Origin of the sequence: Anoxybacillus sp. MB8, from assembly GCF_011006755.1 — a bacterium.
In the GTDB taxonomy this organism is placed as follows: domain Bacteria; phylum Bacillota; class Bacilli; order Bacillales; family Anoxybacillaceae; genus Anoxybacillus; species Anoxybacillus gonensis.
On record NZ_RXXX01000033.1, the window covers coordinates 1 to 18,727 of the forward strand.

At 42.7% G+C, this 18,727-nt stretch carries 22 protein-coding genes; 2 read left to right on the plus strand and 20 right to left on the minus strand.

Annotated elements, in window-relative coordinates:
* Positions 1-171: 171 nt before the first annotated feature.
* Positions 172-795 carry a thermonuclease family protein gene (locus tag EKC99_RS11195; RefSeq protein WP_163151937.1) on the plus strand — a complete coding sequence of 208 codons (624 nt, stop codon included), beginning with the start codon at positions 172-174 and terminating at the stop codon, positions 793-795.
* Positions 796-1,300: 505 nt separating this feature from the next.
* On the opposite strand, the gene EKC99_RS11200 is transcribed toward EKC99_RS11195, so the two are convergent.
* Genes EKC99_RS11200 through EKC99_RS11220 form a run of 5 tightly spaced genes read right to left on the minus strand, consistent with a single transcriptional unit; the run spans position 1,301 to position 5,052 of the window.
* Positions 1,301-1,540, minus strand: a complete 240-nt coding sequence (locus EKC99_RS11200; RefSeq protein WP_009361663.1) for a YrhC family protein — start codon at positions 1,538-1,540, stop codon at positions 1,301-1,303.
* A gap of 53 nt (positions 1,541-1,593) precedes the next feature.
* Complete coding sequence (locus EKC99_RS11205) at positions 1,594-2,727, minus strand: bifunctional cystathionine gamma-lyase/homocysteine desulfhydrase (RefSeq protein WP_163151939.1); 1,134 nt, start codon at positions 2,725-2,727, stop codon at positions 1,594-1,596.
* Between the two features lies 1 nt (position 2,728).
* Positions 2,729-3,652: a PLP-dependent cysteine synthase family protein gene (locus tag EKC99_RS11210; RefSeq protein WP_019416830.1), complete on the minus strand. Its 924-nt coding sequence runs from the start codon at positions 3,650-3,652 to the stop codon at positions 2,729-2,731.
* A gap of 44 nt (positions 3,653-3,696) precedes the next feature.
* Positions 3,697-4,395: a 5'-methylthioadenosine/S-adenosylhomocysteine nucleosidase gene (gene mtnN, locus EKC99_RS11215; protein ID WP_009361666.1), complete on the minus strand. Its 699-nt coding sequence runs from the start codon at positions 4,393-4,395 to the stop codon at positions 3,697-3,699.
* 18 nt (positions 4,396-4,413) lie between these two features.
* A complete protein-coding gene (locus EKC99_RS11220; RefSeq protein ID WP_163151941.1) occupies positions 4,414-5,052 on the minus strand; it encodes a class I SAM-dependent methyltransferase in 639 nt (212 codons plus the stop codon).
* Positions 5,053-5,187: 135 nt separating this feature from the next.
* On the opposite strand from EKC99_RS11220, the gene EKC99_RS11225 reads away from it, so the two are divergent.
* On the plus strand, positions 5,188-5,391 hold the full coding sequence (locus EKC99_RS11225; RefSeq protein WP_021093932.1) for a DUF2536 family protein: 204 nt from the start codon (positions 5,188-5,190) through the stop codon (positions 5,389-5,391).
* A 4-nt stretch (positions 5,392-5,395) separates the two neighbouring features.
* Here EKC99_RS11225 and EKC99_RS11230 read toward each other — a convergent pair whose 3' ends face one another.
* The 15 genes from EKC99_RS11230 to EKC99_RS11305 form a co-directional block, all read right to left on the minus strand.
* Positions 5,396-5,995, minus strand: coding sequence for a DUF1510 family protein (locus EKC99_RS11230; RefSeq protein WP_163151943.1), 600 nt, complete (start codon positions 5,993-5,995; stop codon positions 5,396-5,398).
* Positions 5,992-7,740, minus strand: coding sequence for a peptidoglycan D,D-transpeptidase FtsI family protein (locus EKC99_RS11235; protein ID WP_163151945.1), 1,749 nt, complete (start codon positions 7,738-7,740; stop codon positions 5,992-5,994). The genes EKC99_RS11230 and EKC99_RS11235 overlap by 4 nt, the downstream gene beginning before the upstream one ends.
* Before the next feature lie 47 nt (positions 7,741-7,787).
* The gene (greA, locus tag EKC99_RS11240; RefSeq protein WP_009361671.1) at positions 7,788-8,264 is read right to left on the minus strand and encodes a transcription elongation factor GreA; all 477 of its coding nucleotides are present in this window, start codon (positions 8,262-8,264) and stop codon (positions 7,788-7,790) included.
* A 93-nt stretch (positions 8,265-8,357) separates the two neighbouring features.
* A complete protein-coding gene (gene udk, locus EKC99_RS11245) occupies positions 8,358-8,993 on the minus strand; it encodes a uridine kinase (RefSeq protein WP_009361672.1) in 636 nt (211 codons plus the stop codon).
* A gap of 1 nt (position 8,994) precedes the next feature.
* Positions 8,995-10,248 (minus strand): peptidase U32 family protein, encoded by a 1,254-nt coding sequence (locus EKC99_RS11250; protein WP_163151947.1) that lies wholly within the window; start codon positions 10,246-10,248, stop codon positions 8,995-8,997.
* Between the two features lie 19 nt (positions 10,249-10,267).
* Positions 10,268-11,197 (minus strand): peptidase U32 family protein, encoded by a 930-nt coding sequence (locus tag EKC99_RS11255; RefSeq protein WP_009361674.1) that lies wholly within the window; start codon positions 11,195-11,197, stop codon positions 10,268-10,270.
* Between the two features lies 1 nt (position 11,198).
* On the minus strand, positions 11,199-11,846 hold the full coding sequence (locus tag EKC99_RS11260) for an O-methyltransferase (protein ID WP_035067146.1): 648 nt from the start codon (positions 11,844-11,846) through the stop codon (positions 11,199-11,201).
* Positions 11,847-11,955: 109 nt separating this feature from the next.
* Positions 11,956-13,038, minus strand: coding sequence for an endolytic transglycosylase MltG (gene mltG / locus EKC99_RS11265; protein WP_163151949.1), 1,083 nt, complete (start codon positions 13,036-13,038; stop codon positions 11,956-11,958).
* A 93-nt stretch (positions 13,039-13,131) separates the two neighbouring features.
* Positions 13,132-13,425: a DUF1292 domain-containing protein gene (locus tag EKC99_RS11270; RefSeq protein ID WP_163151953.1), complete on the minus strand. Its 294-nt coding sequence runs from the start codon at positions 13,423-13,425 to the stop codon at positions 13,132-13,134.
* 5 nt (positions 13,426-13,430) lie between these two features.
* Positions 13,431-13,853 carry a Holliday junction resolvase RuvX gene (ruvX, locus tag EKC99_RS11275; protein ID WP_075038987.1) on the minus strand — a complete coding sequence of 141 codons (423 nt, stop codon included), beginning with the start codon at positions 13,851-13,853 and terminating at the stop codon, positions 13,431-13,433.
* A 4-nt stretch (positions 13,854-13,857) separates the two neighbouring features.
* Positions 13,858-14,124: an IreB family regulatory phosphoprotein gene (locus tag EKC99_RS11280; RefSeq protein ID WP_026011524.1), complete on the minus strand. Its 267-nt coding sequence runs from the start codon at positions 14,122-14,124 to the stop codon at positions 13,858-13,860.
* Between the two features lie 82 nt (positions 14,125-14,206).
* Complete coding sequence (alaS, locus tag EKC99_RS11285; RefSeq protein ID WP_009361680.1) at positions 14,207-16,840, minus strand: alanine--tRNA ligase; 2,634 nt, start codon at positions 16,838-16,840, stop codon at positions 14,207-14,209.
* A gap of 308 nt (positions 16,841-17,148) precedes the next feature.
* Positions 17,149-18,213 (minus strand): AI-2E family transporter, encoded by a 1,065-nt coding sequence (locus EKC99_RS11295; protein WP_035067156.1) that lies wholly within the window; start codon positions 18,211-18,213, stop codon positions 17,149-17,151.
* Positions 18,214-18,301: 88 nt separating this feature from the next.
* Entirely contained in the window at positions 18,302-18,442 is a 141-nt protein-coding gene (locus EKC99_RS11300) for a YrzQ family protein (protein ID WP_081957758.1), read from the minus strand.
* 10 nt (positions 18,443-18,452) lie between these two features.
* Positions 18,453-18,644: a hypothetical protein gene (locus EKC99_RS11305; RefSeq protein ID WP_009361683.1), complete on the minus strand. Its 192-nt coding sequence runs from the start codon at positions 18,642-18,644 to the stop codon at positions 18,453-18,455.
* Positions 18,645-18,727 lie beyond the last annotated feature (83 nt).

Consider the following 18,727-nt stretch of genomic DNA (forward strand, 5'->3'; position numbering starts at 1 on the left):
TCTCTGGAATGTTTTTCGTCCAATCAGAGAATACCCTACCTTTTTTCTTTTGGTCTAGCAAAATGCTTTACACAAAATTTTATACATCATCACATTTTCTTGACATAATTTTTAAATATACAAATAATAGGGAAGGGAGCAAAAAACATAAGGACTTGGGAGGGATCGATATTGTTAAGGGTTCTATTATCACTTGTTACAGCTTTCGCTATTTTCTTCACTTCTTCTGTATATGCTCACCCTGGAAAAACAGATGCAAACGGCGGGCATACTTGTCGAACAAATTGCGAAAAATGGGGACTAAAATATGGAGAATACCATTATCACGATAAAAACGGTAATATCATTCGTCAAACAAATAAAACTATTCATCCCCCTGCCATTCGTGTTAATTCAAAACATGTCGTAAAAGTTATTCGTGTAGTAGACGGCGACACAATCGATGTTCGTTTTTCTAACGGCGCAACATCACGAGTTCGTTTCATTGGCGTTAATACGCCAGAAACCGTTCATCCTCAAAAACCAGTAGAAAAGTATGGGAAAGAAGCGTCTAATTACACGAAAAAACGATTGACCAATCAAACGGTTACGCTTGAATTTGATGTAGGAGTGAAAGACAAATACGGTCGTTTTCTAGCGTATGTTTGGGTCGGAAAAGAGCTGTATAACGAAACGCTTGTCAAAGACGGATATGCACGAGTGATGACAATTCAACCAAATGTCAAATATCAACAACGCTTTATTACAGCTGAACGAAAAGCACGTCAACAAAAGAAAGGTCTTTGGAAATTATAGAAACATAAAAGCTGTTCCGAACAACACGTCGGAACAGCTTTTTTAATCCTTATAGGTACGATACAAACGAGAAGTGGCAATGTCACTGCTCCGTCTATTCCCCTGTTTCAATTCCTCATAGGTACGATACAAACCCAAAAAAGTGTTGATATATCAACATACGGAAAATATATACAATGTCATTATACACACATTTGAAAATTCAGTCAATATGCTATATGCCTTGCTACATGTGCAAAAATCCCGGAAAATAACTTGTCGTCGATCCCCTGGGATTTTTGCAAGATTGGAGGTCGACGACAGTTGTGAAGTTGTTCACAATTGTTGTATAAAAAACAGCCTCCGATTTGGAGACTGTTTTATGCTTCAGCGTTCACTTCCGCAATAATAACAAAGCCGATGACGGCTGTGATCACTAAGCCTGTAATCATCCACATCATCATGTATTCCCCCTTTGCCCATTTTCTTTTATTTTACACGTTTTTTCTTTATTCGAAAATGGGGTTTATGCGTCTTCTTCTATTTTTCGTACGTATGCGTTTGAACGGTGAGTGAAAAAGATCGAGCCGAGCATGAGAATAAATACTGCGCCAAGTACAAGTGGTCGTTTTGCTTCATCGATCGCGCCTGGGATGAGTGTGCCGATATATAAAAACGCACTAAGCGCAAATAAAACGAGACTGTATGCCTTATAGTCACGCGCTTTTCCTAACCAATTTCGCTTTTTTTCATCCAAAACAGTCATCCCCCTTCCTCCTTTCAATGTATCATAGAAAAGAAAAAAGGGGGCGATGTAATTTATGCCAACGCGCGCGCTAAATCTTCTATTAAATCGTCAACATCTTCTAATCCAACAGAAATGCGAATGAGACCGTCCGTAATGCCAAGTTCGTCGCGGCGCTCTTTCGGAATAGAGGCGTGCGTCATTTTCGCTGGTAACGAAATTAAGCTTTCTACTGCGCCTAAACTTTCCGCAAGCGTAAAGTAGCGAACGCGCGTCAATACTTGTTCGGCTTTTTCGCCGCTTCCGACGTCAAACGAAACCATGCCGCCAAAGCCGCGCATTTGTTTTTTCGCTACGTCATAGTTTGGATGAGACGGAAGCCCTGGATAGTACACGCGTGTGACCGCTGGATGGTTTGTTAAAAATTCAACAATTTTTCGTGTATTTTGTTCATGTTCTTCCATGCGAATGCCGAGCGTTTTCATGCCGCGCATTAATAACCATGAATCTTGCGGACCGAGAATGCCACCTGTTGAGTTTTGAATAAAATGCATCTCTTTCGCAAGCTGTTCGTTATTGACGACGACAAGCCCCGCGACGACATCGCTATGTCCGCCTAAATATTTTGTGGCGCTATGAATGACGATGTCTGCACCCAATGCGATCGGCGTTTGCCAATACGGCGTGCTAAACGTGTTGTCGACAATCATCAATAGTCCATGACGTTTCGCAATGGCTGATGCGCCTTGTAAATCAGTAATTTTTAAAAGCGGATTGGTCGGCGTTTCGATATAAATCGCTTTCGTATTCGGTTGAATGTGTGCTTCAATGTTCGCTAAGTCGCTCGTATCGACAAATGTTGACGCAATGCCAAGTCGGTTTAATACTTTCGTCATCACGCGGTATGTGCCGCCATAGACGTCGTCTGTTAAAATGACGTGATCGCCACTATTGAACAACATCATGACCGCTGTAATTGCTGCCATACCTGAACTAAACGCAAAACCTGCATACCCTCCTTCCACATCTTTAATAAGCTCCTCTAACGCATGACGCGTTGGATTGCCTGTGCGCGAATATTCATATCCTTTATGCACCCCGACGGCTTCTTGTTTATACGTGCTCACTTGATAAATCGGAACGGATACAGCACCTGTATGCGCATCTCCCGCAATGCCGCCATGAATGAGTTTCGTTTTTCTTCTCACGTTACATCCCGCCTTCGTAAATGTTTTTACTTAAATATCGTTCGCTACTATCTGGAAAAACAACGACGATGTTTGTTCCTTCTTTCGCTTGTTCCGCCTCTAGTAGCGCTGCATGAAATGCTGCCCCAGATGAGCTGCCGACAAGCAATCCCTCTTTTTGCGCAAGCTCTTTGACGCGGCGAAACGCATCGTCATCAAAAATTGTATAAATTGCATCAAAATAACGTTCATCCATATATGGCGGTAAACTTTCCATACCGATTCCTTCCGTTCGATGCGGACCAGGTTTTCCGCCGTTTAAAATCGAGCCTTCAGGTTCAACGATGACCGTTTTAATTGTTTTGTTTTTTTCCTTTAAAAATTTGGCTGTTCCCATAAATGTGCCGCCTGAGCCGGCACCGGCGACAAATACGTCAATTTGTCCGTTCAGTTGTTCCCAAATTTCTGGTCCGAGCGTTTTATAATACGTCCGTGGGTTCGCTGGATTTTCAAACTGTTGTGGGCAATAGGAGTTCGGAATTTCCGCAGCGAGCTCTTTCGCTTTGCGAATCGCTCCCGCCATCCCTTCGCTCGTTGGTGTGTGAATGACCGTTGCGCCAAGGGCGCGCATCAGCTGTTGTTTTTCGATACTAAATTTTTCTGGAACGCAAAAAATGACGCGAATATTTTTTCCGATCGCTGCAAGCGCAAGACCAATTCCGGTATTTCCTGCCGTCGGTTCAATAATCGTTCCGCCTTCTTTGATCTTTCCTGTCGCTAGTGCATCGTTTAACAGCTCTTGGCCGAGACGATCTTTAATGCTTCCGCCCGGATTAAAATATTCGAGCTTCGCAAATAGACGTACTCCTTTTGGAAGCGGAAACTGTGTAATTTCAACGATCGGCGTATGGCCGATTAATTCATGCACATTTTTCGCTACTTTCATGATGTAACCTCCCAAAAGATAAAAAGAAGGAGAGGGAAACTCTCCTATTTGTTTAACTCGTTCACCATCCATTGCACAAGCTCAGATGAATGAAGGGCTGCTTTTTGTAAAAATTGTTCAAACGATACGTTCGACTCTTTGCCAGCGATGTCTGATAATGCACGAATGACGACAAACGGCACGCCAAACTGATGGCATACTTGCGCAATTGCAGCCGCTTCCATTTCCACAGCATATAAGTCTGGAAATTGCGTGCGTACAAAATCAACGCGCGCAGGATCGTGCATAAATGAATCGCCTGTTGCAATTAATCCTTTTGCGACTTGTATATCGCGAATGTGCGCTGCGCTCGTTTCAGCCGCTTGTACTAATCGTTCATCTGCCTTATAGCGCGCTGGCATGCCTGGCACTTGACCGTATGCATAACCGAACGCCGTAACGTCGACGTCATGATGAACAACTTCGGTTGAAATAACAATATCGCCGACGTTTAACGATGGGGCAAAACCGCCAGCTGAACCGGTATTAATGACGACATCTGGCGCAAAACGTTCGAGTAAAATCGTCGTCGACATCGCCGCATTGACTTTTCCGATGCCTGATTTTAGTAAAACGACATTTGCCCCATCTAACGTGCCGCTATAAAAAGAACAATTCGCTACCGTCGTTTCTGTTCGATCGGCAATTTTTTCGCGCAAAATCGCCACTTCTTCTTCCATCGCTCCAATGATTGCTATTTTCATCGTTTCAACCTCTTTCACTTATTGTTTCACAGCCTCCATCAACCAGACGAAACGATTCATTGGCGTAAATGTGACGGTAAAACCGTGCGTTGTAAACATATGTTCAAGCTCAGGAATCGTCGTGTAATATTCCCGTTGTAAATCTTCCGCTAAGTCAACGAATCCTTTTTGTTTCGCTTCCGCAATCATCGCCTCATGCGCTTCGCGGTCGATAAACGCTGTATCAGCAAACACTATTTTACCACCTTTACGAAGAAGTGCGCTATATTTGCCGATCGCTTCTTCTTTTTCCGTATCTGTTAAATGGTGAAACGCATACGTGCTCACGATCGTATCGATCGGTTCATTCGGCAACGGAAATTGTAAAAAGTCGCCGTCTTCAATCGACACGTTCGGAAGTTTTTCTTTCGCCAACTCGCGCATCGGGGCAGACGGCTCAATGCCGTACACCGTTTTTTTCGCCTCGATAAGCTTTTTCGTTAAATTTCCTGTGCCAACGCCAAACTCTAGCACGACATCGCCACTTTTTTCAACGACTGTATTTAAAATCGTCTCATATCCGTCAAAGACGTCACGGTATTGTTCATCGTGACCGTATACAGACGAATCGTACGACTGCGCCCACGTTTCAAAGATGTCTAAAAACTCACGTCCCATGATGTCACACTCCATAAATATAATAATTCCTATAAGTATAGTATGAATTAAATGTATTACTGTTCTCAATCTATCATATTTTTTTTAGATGTTCAATGGAAATGTGTTAAACTACGTGTAGAAAGGAGGAAGACGATGATTACGTTTGATCTCATTCAAGATAAAGTCGAGTTTTTTGAAGCGACAGATTTAAAGACATTAGAGAAAAAAATTAATGAACAAATTGAACATAACAAAGCGATTATGCTTGAAGTACATCATGTATCATATGACGTGCAGCTGTTAGAAAACGGACAACGTCTATATAGTGCGATGGTGCATTTTAAAGCAAAAAAATAGAGCGTCACGGACGGCGCTCTATTTCTTTTAGTTGTTGCACTTTTGTCGGTTTCCATCCTTCGTCGGTCACCCATTCGATAAACACTTTATAATGTTCTGTTTTATCTTTTTTGGAGACGGTGGCAACGGCGTGATTCGGACTGCCGCCATTTCCGATAAACCAGACGATCAAATCAGAAGAAGAAATGCCTGTCGCATAACTAATGGCATCGAGCATTTCTTTCCAATCAACAGAGTTTTTATCATATTGTGTCACATGCGGTTCCGATTGCGTTGTGCCGATCGGCTGCCATGACGGGTTAACAATTTCGCGAATGACGTTTGAATTCGGATCATCAACAACCGTTTCTTCTACGTTGTCATTCGGTTGTTCGTTTGTTTCTATTTCCGTTTCGGATGGTTGCTCGTCGTTTGACGGCTCATTCGTTTCCACTTCAACTGGTGCTAGTTGCGGAGAAGCGTTCGTTTCCTTCGGGGATCGGTCGTCGGCAAACAACCATTTCCATCCGAAAAATAAAATAAGCGCAAACACAATCGCAATGAACGTATTTAATAAGCGATTTACTTTTCTTTGTTTTGAACGTTTGGCAAAACGGCTGCTCACTCTTGGTACCTTCCTTTCTGTTCCAACTCGTATGTAGTACGAACGATATCGGCAAATATACTGTTCGTGACGGCGGCAGATGACGTTGTTTCTAATTGTACCACAACGAGCGCATATTTTGGACGGTCAGCTGGAAAATAACCTGCAAACCATTTGTTCACGACGTCTTTTTTTCCTGTTTGTGCTGTCCCTGATTTTCCTGCTACGGCGTAAGGCAACGATTGAAATGAACGACCCGTCCCTTCCGGATGCGTCACAACAAGCTGTAACAGTTGTTGCAGTTCGTCCACCGTCTCTTTGCGCAATGCATCCATCGTTAACCGCTTCTCATCAAATGTGAAAAACGTCGTTCCGTTTTTATACATCATTTTTTGAACGATGCGCACTTGTTTCGCCTCACCACCCCGCGCAATCGTTGCCATCATATTCGCGACCGCAAGCGGTGAGACGCGCACATCTTTTTGTCCAATCGACGTTTGTGCAACGGCAAGCGGAATATGTTTATCCCTTTCATCTCCCCAAATGTTCCCTTTTTTCTCCTCATGAAGCGGACGAAACGATTGAAAATGATAAACATCTCCCTCCCAACCAACGCGTGGCAACAGTCCAAGTTTTTGAGCATATGTCTCAAACACGTTTTTATCTATCGCAATCAACTGTTTTCCTAGCTCTCCAAACGTCCTGTTGCAACTGATCGCAAAACTATCTTCAAACGTGCGCATCCCTTTCTTTTTTTCTTCCAGCTCACCGTTAATTTTTTGATCACAGTTAAACGTCTGTCCGTGAATGAGTCCATGTTCAAGCGCAGCAGCTGCAACGACGACTTTAAAAACAGATCCCGGCACTTGAGGAAGAAGCGCCTTATTTTCCATCGCTCCATCTTTGTACGGATCTCGTTCATCAATGGCGGGAGCGCTCGCTAACGCAAGAACGTCATTCGTTTCGACATCAAGTAAAACGACAGCCCCTTTTTCCATGCCATGTTGCGCAACAATTTGCTCAACACGTTGTTGCAGAGTATGATCAATCGTCGTTTGTACCGTAATCGGATAAAACGGATTCGCCTGCTCTGTATATTTCACATCCATGCCAAACAACGGCTCACCACGGGCGTCTACGTGATACAGTAGCTTCGTCTCCTCGTCAGGAATTAAAAATTCATTAAATGAACTTTGTAAGCCAGACACCCCTATTTTTGTTTTTGGAGATAAGTTTCGATCCGCATAGCGTTCTTTTAACACTTTCTCATTTTCTCTAAGTAAACCGATGACGTGTTGCGCATATTTTTGTTTGAGTTCGTACTGTTTATGAACGGCAATCACACCAGGGATGCGCAAATCATTAATCCGTTTCATTTGCCAAGGTTGCAGTTGAATCGGTTGTTGCCCATCGTGCAAAATGATTGGGCCTTTCGCCGTTTCAAGCTGTTGTTTTATCGTTTCTTTTGGCATGGAAACAATCGTTGCGATTTGATCAATGGGCCAATCCATTTTCTTTAAAAAAGGAAATAACACGAGCGTTGGGATGTATTCATATGTGAGCGGCTCGCCGTTTCGGGCGACGAACATGCCGCGTCCGTTATCAATCACAAGCTGTTCCGTACGCTGTGCGACGCTTGCTTCTATTAAATTCACCCCATGAAACGACTCAGTGCTAACTAGTTGTAGTTGAACAAGTCGCCCTGTGAGCACAAGTATCCCTAATTGTATCATCGTTAAGATGACGATGATTCGTTTTTTTATCATAAAAAACACCTCGTCTTCATTGTCGACGAGGTGTTACATTTTAAAACCTATTTTACTGCAACGATTTTTACAACCATATCGCCACCAGGCGTATGAACAGTCACTTCTTCACCAACGCGGCGACCGATCAGAGATTTGGCGATTGGAGAGTCGTTTGAAATTTTTCCTTCAAACGGATCTGCTTCCGCACTACCAACGATCGTATACGATTCTTCTTCTCCATCTGGAAGCTCGATAAATGTTACCGTTCTTCCAAGCGATACGACGTCTGTGCTTTCTAAATCTTCTTCGATAATTTTCGCATTACGAATCATATTTTCAAGCATTTGAATGCGTGATTCAACGAACGCTTGCTCATCTTTTGCCGCATCGTACTCCGAGTTTTCTGATAAGTCCCCGAAGCTGCGCGCGATTTGAATGCGCTCTACCACTTCTTTTCGCTTCACCGTTTTTAAATATTCCAGTTCTTGCTCGAGTTTCTCCTTCCCAGCTTTCGTCATTGGGTATTCTTTTTCCATTGACATGTGACTCACTCCTTTTTATTTATGTATGGAAAATGTACGAACGAGCTGTTCGTACAAAAGACAAAAAGTTTACATATTATCTATGCTATGGTATTACAAAATAGACTTTTGTTCAAGAATCGTTTGAATTTTTGTAACCATTAAATCAATCGCTACGTGATTATGGCCACCTTCTGGAATAATAATATCGGCATACCGTTTCGTCGGCTCGATAAATTGATTGTGCATCGGACGCACGACGTTGACATATTGTTCGATCACCGACTCAAGCGTGCGACCGCGTTCTCTAATATCGCGCAATAAACGGCGAATAATCCGAATGTCTGCATCTGTATCGACGTACACTTTAATATCCATTAAGTTGCGCAATCGTTCGTCTTCTAATACAAGAATGCCTTCTAAAATAATGACATCTTTCGGTTCGACGCGAATCACTTCATTTGAACGTGTATGAAGCGTGTAGTCGTATACAGGCTTATCAATTGGTTCGTAATTTAAAAGCTTATGAAGATGCTCGATTAATAAATCATTGTCAAAAGCGAGCGGATGATCGTAGTTTGTTTTTAATCGTTCTTCAAACGGTAAATGGCTTTGGTCTTTATAATAAAAATCTTGTTCAAGCATTAAAATCGAATGTCCTTGAAAATGTTCATAAATCGCTTTTGTGACGGTCGTTTTCCCCGAACCAGAGCCGCCTGCGACTCCGATGACAACCGGTTTCTTCCTCATGTTAGTGCCCCTTTCTCATCATGTTGTATGGGAAAACTTCTCGATCGACTTTAAAACGAACGATTTGGAGCGGATGGCGAGCAGCGTCAAGCTCGTTTCCTTCTTCATCCCAAATGTTTTCAATGACTTGTGTAAAGTTTTCAATTTCAGGTCCGAAAAATTCTACTTCATCGCCTGGTTTAAAGAAGTTGCGTTGTTGCAACGTCACGATGCCTGTGTCTTTATCATAGTCTAGCACGAGACCGACGAAATCGTACGTCGTCTTTTTACTATGCACGCCAAACATTTGCTCTTTATAGCCAGGAACACCTTCAAAAAAGGCTGGCGCGGTATCACGGTTCGCACATTTATCGAGTTCATCTAGCCACTCTTTACGAATGACAAAGTTGTCTGGATCAGCACAGTACGCATCGATGACTTTTCGATAGACGCTAACGACAGTAGCGACGTAGTGGATCGACTTCATGCGCCCTTCGATTTTCAAACTATCAATGCCGAGCTCAATCATTTTTGGAATGGACTGAATTAAGTTTAAATCTTTCGGGCTCATCGCAAACGGGTCGGCATTTTCATCAAACAACGCCACCGCTTGATCGCCTTCAAGCTTGTACAAATCGTAATCCCAACGGCACGATTGACAGCAACCGCCGCGGTTTGAATCGCGCGCAGTCATATGGTTGCTTAATACGCAACGACCAGAATAGGCGATACACATCGCACCGTGAATAAACGTTTCAATTTCAATATCCACTTTTTCTTTAATTTCACGAATTTCTTCCGCACTTGTTTCCCGCGCTAAAACAACACGTTCTAGGCCTTCTTCTTTCCAAAATTGTACGGCTTTCCAGTTCGTGAGTGACTGTTGTGTGCTTAAGTGCACTTCTAATTTCGGTGCGACGCGACGTGCCGTTTCAATAATGAGCGGGTCAGCAACGATAATGCCGTGCACGCCAACGCTCTCTAAGCCGCGCAAATATTCTTCTAACCCTGGAATGTTTTCATTATGAGCGTAAATGTTTGTCGTGACGTAAATTTTTGCTCCATATTGCTTTGCAAATTGTACACCTTCTGCCATTTCTTCAAGCGTAAAGTTGTCGGCATTTGAACGAAGGCCATATTCTTGTCCACCGATAAAAACAGCATCCGCTCCGTAATGGACAGCTACTTTTAGCTTTTCTAAGTTGCCAGCTGGCGCAAGCAACTCAGGTTTTTTTACAATGACACGCTTGCCGTTGATGATTTGTGATATGCTCATACGTCTCCCTCCTTTTCGTTTAATATACAGTTTCTTTAAAGAAAAAGCCGGTATCTAACGGACGATGTGTTGGCTGAATGGCTTCAATGCGCGCAAGCAACTCGCCTTTTTCTTCTTCGTATTGCTCGCGATTTTCTGCGCACAAATCGATCGCACGACGATATAGTTTTGTCACTTCGGTAATATACTCTGGCTCATGAAGCACGCCATCAATTTTAAAGCTATCGACGCCCGCATCAATCATGTCTTCGAGCTCATCAATAATGCAAATGTCATTTGGACTCATAATATGCGTACCGTTTTCATCTTCAAAAATCGGATATTTATTGTCGCGCTCTTTATCGTATAAAAAGAGCCCTTTCGCATATTTCATTTGTTGTACTTCCATAAACTTTCCTTGATATTCAAAATAGTTGCCGATGAGGGAACGCTTCGACTGAAACATGCACGTCATGCCGTGTACTTGCACTTCAATTTCCACTTCTGCATGATTTTTAATATCGATAATTTCTTCCATGTTTAACTCTCGCGCTAAGACGGCACGTTTCGCTCCCTTTCGTCCCCAATAGTTGCACGCATACCAGTTTGTCGCTGTCGTTTCTGTGTTCCAATGCAGTTTCATATGCGGTGCGACTTCTCGCACGGTCATTAACACCGCTGGATCGCCAAATACGATGGCATCCACTTGTTGTTCGGATAAAAAGCGAACGTAATCACTTAGTTCATCTACTTTATCGTTATGAAAAAGCGCGTTCATCGCAACATATACGCGCACATCGTACTTTCGTGCCACGTGCATGGCATCGATAATATCTTGTCTTGAAAATTCCCCCGCTAAGCGTAAGCCGTACCGTTGTTCCCCAATCATTACAGCATTTGCTCCCGCTTGAGCAAGTTGTTCCATATGTGCAACGCTCGTTGGTGTAACAAGCAATTCCGGTTTTTTCATGTCATTCACCTCTTTTTCTCGATATCGCCATTCCATCACCGATCGGAATGATGACCGTTTCATAGCGCGGATGCGCCATTAGCCATTCGTTATATGCTTGGATTTTTTTAATAAGCTGGCGAATGCGTTTTTGTTCAATCGGTTCATGTGTAGCGACAAGTCCCTTAAATAGTACATTATCCGTTATAATCATCCCCCGCTCGCTTAATAGCGGCTCGTACAATTCAAAAAAGCGGCGATATTGTCCTTTTGCCGCGTCAATAAATAATACGTCAAAAGGAGCATGCTTTTTCACTTCGTCGCCCATTTCGAGCGCATCGCCAAACAATAACGTCACTTGCTCTTTCGTATTCGTTTGTTCTACATAAACGAGCGCTTGTTTATAGCGCTCTTCATCGCGTTCGATCGTGACAATGTGTACATGCGGCAACGCTTTCGCCATTCGAATGGCAGAGTAGCCAATTGCCGTGCCAATTTCTAAAATGCGCATCGGTTGAACGAGTTTTAACATGTGCAACATCGTTTCGATGCTAAGCGCATCCATAATCGGAACGTTATGTTCACGCGCATATCGTTCCATCGCTACGATTGCTTCTTCTTTTTTTGGTAGTAATCGTTCTAGATATTGAATCATTTCCTGATTTACCAACGAACTGTCCTCCTCGCAAAAACAAGAGTTCAAACGAATTGAACTCTTGTTTCATCACGATCCATAACTTTATATATACTACCATAAATCAAAATAAAAAGCGAACGTTTTATTGCTTTCCGATATATTTTGCTTTTTCGCGATTATGTTCGTCAAGTGTTTTTGTAAAAATAACATCGCCCGTTGGTGTCGCTAAAAAGTAAAAGTAATCTGTTTCAGCTGGATGAAGCGCAGCATGAAGCGACATTTCACCAGCATTTGCAATTGGGCCCGGTGGAAGTCCTTTATACATGTATGTGTTATACGGTGAGTTTACTTCCAAGTCTTTGTAATATACACGTTGTTTATGCTTTCCGAGCGCATATAAAACCGTTGGGTCTGTTTGAAGTGGCATACCTTTTTCCAATCGATTGTAAAATACACTTGCGATTTTTTCGCGATCTGCTTTTTCTGTCGCTTCTTCTTCAATAAGTGATGCCATCGTTAACAATTGATGAACCGTCATCCCGCGCGCTTCCATATCTTCCGTATATTTTGCCAATATTTCTTCGGTTTTGGCGATCATTGTTTCAATCATTTCTTCAAGCGGCGGTTTTTCTTCCGTAAATGAATAAGTTGCTGGGAATAAATATCCTTCAAGCGCATAGCGAATATTTTTATTTAAAATGTCTGCTGTTAAAACAGAAGGATATTTTTTCATTAACTCTTCAATGTATGTTCGGTTTGTTAATTTCGCCATAATGTCTTCTGTAGAGTAGCCCGTTTTTTGCGAAATAATCGTTGCAATTTGCGTTAGCTGCTTTCCTTCTGGAATCGTTATTTTTAATTTCGCTTCTTTGACGATTTTTCCTGTTTTTAGCTGCTTTACAATTTGTTCAAATGTCATTGCTTTTGTAAACGTATAATTGCCAGCTTGAAAATCGGCATGGTTTTTAAATTTTACGTAATACCGAAAAATCGTCGCATCTTTTACGACACCTTGTTTTTCTAGTATAGTCGCAATGGTAGATACAGATGAGCCAATCGGAATTTCAACTTGAATTGGTGTTTTATCGTTCGGATCAACAGGCTGCAACGATGAACGAATGTATACAAATATACCAATGCACGCGGCAACCATTAACAATAACAAAGGTGCAGTAATATATAAGACCATTTTACGCACCGTTTTCGCTTCATGTTCTTGTAACATACGCTATCCTCCCCTCACTTCTGACATTATACTACAAACACCGACATGACATAAATAAAAAAAAGAAGCTGACGCGCAGTCAGCCTCTTACTCTTACTCTTCCTCTTCTTCCTCTTCGCCGAGGAATGTGTTTAACATTTCTTCGATCATATCCCATTCTTCTTCTGTTTCGATCGGCTGCAATTCTCCTGCTTGCCCATCTTCTGCTGGGATAAAGGAAGATGCGTGAATTTCGATTTCTTCGTTGTCATCTTCTTCTGCACCAATTGGGTAGTACAAAACATAAGATTTTCCAAATTCCTCAGATTCAAACGTAAATAATACTTCACAAAGTTGCTCGTTGCCGTTGTCATCAACGACTGTAATGTGTTTTTCACCGTGTTCCATCATGTTCACCTCAATTGTTTATGGTCCAAATACGATTGTAAAATCATCACTGCGGCCATTTTGTCGATCACTTTCTTTCGCTTTTTTCGACTGACGTCCGCAGCGATCAACATCCGCTCTGCCGCCATGGTAGACAGCCTTTCGTCCCACAAGACGACAGGAAGTGAAAACGTTTGTTTCACTTGTTCTGCAAAGCGTTTTGTCGCCTCACCGCGCGGTCCGATCGTGCCGTTCATGTTTTTCGGAAACCCGACAACGATTTCTTCGACCGCATATTGCTCGATCAATTGCCGCAAACGGTCAAAACCATATTCGCCATGTTCTTCATCGATGCGAATCGTCTCGATGCCTTGAGCCGTCCATCCTAATTCGTCGCTTACGGCAACGCCGAGCGTTTTCGTTCCAAGGTCTAATCCTAAAATACGCATATGGCTATTCCTCGCGATGTGTTCGTAAATAGAATTTCACTAATTCTTCAATTAATTCGTCACGATCAACTTTGCGAATTAAGTTTCTGGCATCTTTATGGCGAGGGATGTAAGCTGGATCACCAGACAATAAGTAGCCGACAATTTGGTTAATCGGGTTATATCCTTTTTCTTGCAACGCGTCGTATACAGTAAGCAATACTTCTCGAACATCGACGTTCATCGGTTCTTCCGAGAAGTTAAATTGCATTGTGTTATCAAACGAACTCACCGTTTTTTGCACCCCACTCTCACGTTCCGAGAAATCTGGCATATCCATCCTTACATCCATTGTACACGATTTCCACCGTTTATTAAACAGATTTTACCCACTGCTCGACAAATTTCAATGCTTCGTCTACTTTATTCGCATCTTTTCCGCCTGCTTGTGCCATATCTGCTCGGCCACCGCCGCCGCCGCCGCAACGCGTCGCCACTTCTTTAATGAGTTTTCCAGCGTGATAACCGCGGTCGATTAAGTCGTTTGTGACACCAGCAATTAAGTTTACTTTATTTTGTTGTACAGAAGCAAGCACAATGATTGCTGATCCTAATTTTTGTTTTAAATCATCGACCATCGCACGTAAGCTGTTCATATCGGCGTTATTCACTTTGCTTACGACAAGTTGAACGCCATTGATTTCTTTTGCTTGATTAACTAAGTTTTCTGCTTCCATATGGCTTAAACGAGCAGCAAGCGATTCGTTTTCACGCTGCAATTCGCGCATGTCGTTCATGAGCGTATCAATGCGCATAAGCACATCTTTCGGGTTCGTTTTTAATTTTTCCGCTACTTCTTTTAACAAAGCAATTTGATCGTTCATTAAACGATACGCTGCTTTTCCTGTGACCGCTTCAATGCGGCGTGTACCTGCGCCAATGCCCGATTCAGAAACGATTTTAAACAAGCCGATTTCCGCTGTATTTGTGACATGGCAACCACCGCAAAGTTCTAAGCTATAATCGCCTACTTGCACAACGCGCACAATGTCACCGTATTTTTCGCCAAATAGCGCCATCGCCCCCATCGCTTTCGCTTCATCAAGCGGCTTATAGTCAATGTTGACAGGAAGATTGCGCCAAATTTGTTCGTTGACAATCGCTTCAATTTGTTCAAGTTCTTCTTGTTTCACTTGACCGAAATGAGTAAAGTCAAAACGTAAACGATCAGGTGCAACGAGAGAACCGGCTTGGTTCACATGCACGCCAAGCACATCTTTTAGCGCTTGATGTAATAAGTGTGTCGCTGTATGGTTTTTCACGATATCGACGCGCGCCGCTTCATCGACATGCGCTGTATATGTGCCGTTCGTTTGAATGACACCTTGTTCGACAACGATATGATGTAAATGTTGACCGTTTGGCGCTTTTTGTACGTCTTTGACATACGCTTTTCCTGTTTCTCCTTCGATCCAACCGCGGTCAGCAATTTGTCCACCGCTTTCTGCATAAAACGGCGTTTCACGTAAAATAACTTGTGCTTCTTCCCCTGCACGTACTTCATTAACAAGTTGACCGTCTTTTACGATGACTTCTACGACAGAAGAAACAGAAAGTTGTTCGTAGCCGACAAACGTACTTTCCACTTTAATGTCGCCTAATACGCCGCCTTGAACTTGCATCGAATCAACATCTTGACGCGCAGCACGTGCTCGCTCACGTTGACGATCCATTTCACGTTCAAAACCGTCGTGGTCGACTTTCATTCCTTCTTCGGCTGCATACTCTTCCGTTAATTCAACCGGGAATCCGTACGTATCGTACAAACGGAATACATCTTCGCCGCTAATCGTGTCGCTACCACGTTGTTTTTCTTTTTCGATGACGCTCGCTAAAATCGCAAGGCCTTCGTTTAACGTTTCATGGAAGCGCTCTTCTTCGTTTTTAATTACTTTTTGAATAAATTGTGCTTTTTCTTTCACTTCCGGATAATAGTCGACCATAATTTCGCCGACAACAGGAACGAGCTCATACATAAATGGACGTTGAATGTTTAATTGTTTTGCATAGCGAACCGCACGGCGCAATAAGCGACGCAAGACGTAACCGCGTCCTTCGTTTGATGGCAGCGCTCCGTCGCCAATGGCAAACGTGACTGTACGAATATGGTCGGCAATGACTTTAAATGCGACATCTTTTTCTGCATCGGTGCGATATGTTTCACCTGAAATTTGTTCCGTCGCCCGAATAATTGGCATAAATAAATCCGTATCGAAGTTTGTCGGCACGTCTTGTAAAATCGAGCACATCCGCTCTAGCCCCATGCCTGTATCAATGTTTTTCTTCGGAAGCGGCGTATACGTGCCGTCAGGGTTATGGTTAAATTGAGAAAAGACGAGGTTCCATACTTCTAAATAACGTTCGTTTTCTCCACCAGGATATAATTCAGGATCGTTCGGATCGTTACCAAATTGTTCCCCGCGATCGTAGAAAATTTCTGTATTTGGACCGCTTGGGCCTTCCCCGATATCCCAGAAGTTTCCTTCCAACCGAATAATTCGTTCTTCTGGCAAACCAATTTCGTTATGCCAAATGTCAAACGCTTCTTCATCTTCTGGATGAATCGTAACAGAAAGACGGTTTGGATCAAAGCCGATCCATTTTTCGCTCGTTAAAAACTCCCATGCCCAATGAATGGCTTCGCGCTTAAAATAGTCACCGATTGAAAAGTTTCCGAGCATTTCAAAAAACGTATGATGGCGCGCTGTTTTTCCAACGTTTTCAATATCGTTTGTGCGAATCGATTTTTGCGCATTACAAATGCGCGGGTTGTCCGGAATGACACGGCCATCAAAATATTTTTTTAACGTTGCGACACCGCTGTTAATCCATAACAAAGATGGGTCGTCAATTGGAATAAGCGATGCGCTCGGCTCAACTGCGTGACCTTTTTCTTTAAAAAAGTCTAAAAACATTTGACGTACTTGAGCAGATGTTAGCTTTTTCACGTTTCCTTCCTCCCTTAAAAATATAAAAAACTCCCATCCCTGCTCAGGGACGAGAGCTTGCTCGCGGTACCACCCTGTTTATGGACAAAACGTCCATCACCTCAACCGCCGTAACGTGGCTTCGTCGGCAGGGTTTGCCTGCACTCCGGATTAGCGTTCTGTTACCCTTCATCTGGAATTTCTTTCAGCCGCGGAAATTCCTCTCTGTGCGCCGAAAGCGCTTTAAGATGGACTGTAACATACTCGATCCTTCATCGTTTTTGTATGTATTACTCTTGTGAAAATTATAGACAAGCCCCTTTTTTTTGTCAATGCACCATTGTTTTCAACGTACGAATGTGCGTAAATGTCTCCTTTGCGATCGCAACAATTGGAACAGCGACAATTAAACCGAGCACTCCACCTATTTCTCCACCGACAAATAGCGAAAACATAATGATGAGCGGATGTAAATGTAAACTTTTCCCTACGATCAAAGGTGATAAAATGTTTCCCTCAATAAACTGTAATAAAAAAACGATGCCGACAGTAAGAAACAACATGTTTACTGACATCGTCGCGGCGATAATGGCGGCTGGAATCGCACCAATAATGGGGCCGAAATAAGGAATGACATTTGTCGCACCGACGATGATGCCAAGCAAAAGCGGATATTTCATGCCGATGAGCCAAAACGCAAGTGTGGCAGCCGTCCCGATCAATAAGCAAACAAACAATTGGCCACGAATATAGCCACCGAGCGTTCGATCGACGTCGCGCAAAAATTGAACACCTTGCTTTCGCCATCTTTTTGGTGTTAAATCCCACGCGGCTTTTTTAATCAGTTCCACATCTTTTAACATGTAAAAAGCGATAAACGGGATAATAAAAAAAATGATCACTCGATTAATAATCTGTTTCAGCCCGATAATCGCACCTGTGACCGCCTCGCTAATAAATGATTCCGCTTCCGCTATCATCGCCTCGATGCGTTGATGAACATCATAAGGCCACGTTGCCGTTTGTTCATGAATGGCATTCGTCCATTGTTCGTATGTGCGAACAAACATCGGCAAACTTTTATTTAAGTCTTCCAACTGAGCGATAAATAACGGTGTCCCTTTATAGACGGCAAAACCGATTCCTCCAAAAAATAAGGCGTAAATCGAAAGAATAGCAAGCGCCCTCGGCATGCCGCGTTGGTGAACGTATTCAACGACCGGATGCAATAAGTATGTAATAAACGCAGCGATGAAAAAAGGGGTCACAATTTTTATAAATAAGTGTAAAAACGGTAGCCATACGGACTTGAGCTTTACAATAAAATATAGGCAAACTAAAACGAATAACAATTTCGTGAAACGAACGAAAAAATGAAGATGTGAATGTTCCAAGATGATCCCTCCCTTTGTTTATAGTGTAGGGTGAAAAGAAAGATGTTATACAAAAAACGGCAACCTCAAATGAGATTGCCGTTTTTCGTCAAATAAATGGACGCAACATTTGTTTGCCGACTTTTCGCACGTTGCGCATATTCATGCCACCGTTTCGTTGCGCTAATTGATATGCGGCTACTCCTGCACCGATCGCAATTAAAGAAGCGATTGTTCGATTCATCGTCATTCTCCTTTCATTACGAAAACAATGTTCGTTCTTGTTCACTAAACAAATCGTCGAGCGAGCTAAGCGTCCCGTCTTCTTCAACTTGGTGCGTATGGATCATACCTTTTTGAACGGTTAGCTCAATAAAACAGTTCCAACAATAATACTGATTCACACCGATTTTCCCTAAATCTTTACTTTGACAATTCGGACACTTTAACATAAAAGGACACGCTCCTTTTTATTTTTTCTTCTATCTTTGTCATTTTTTTACGCAAACATACGTCACGGAAAGAAGGAGCGTGC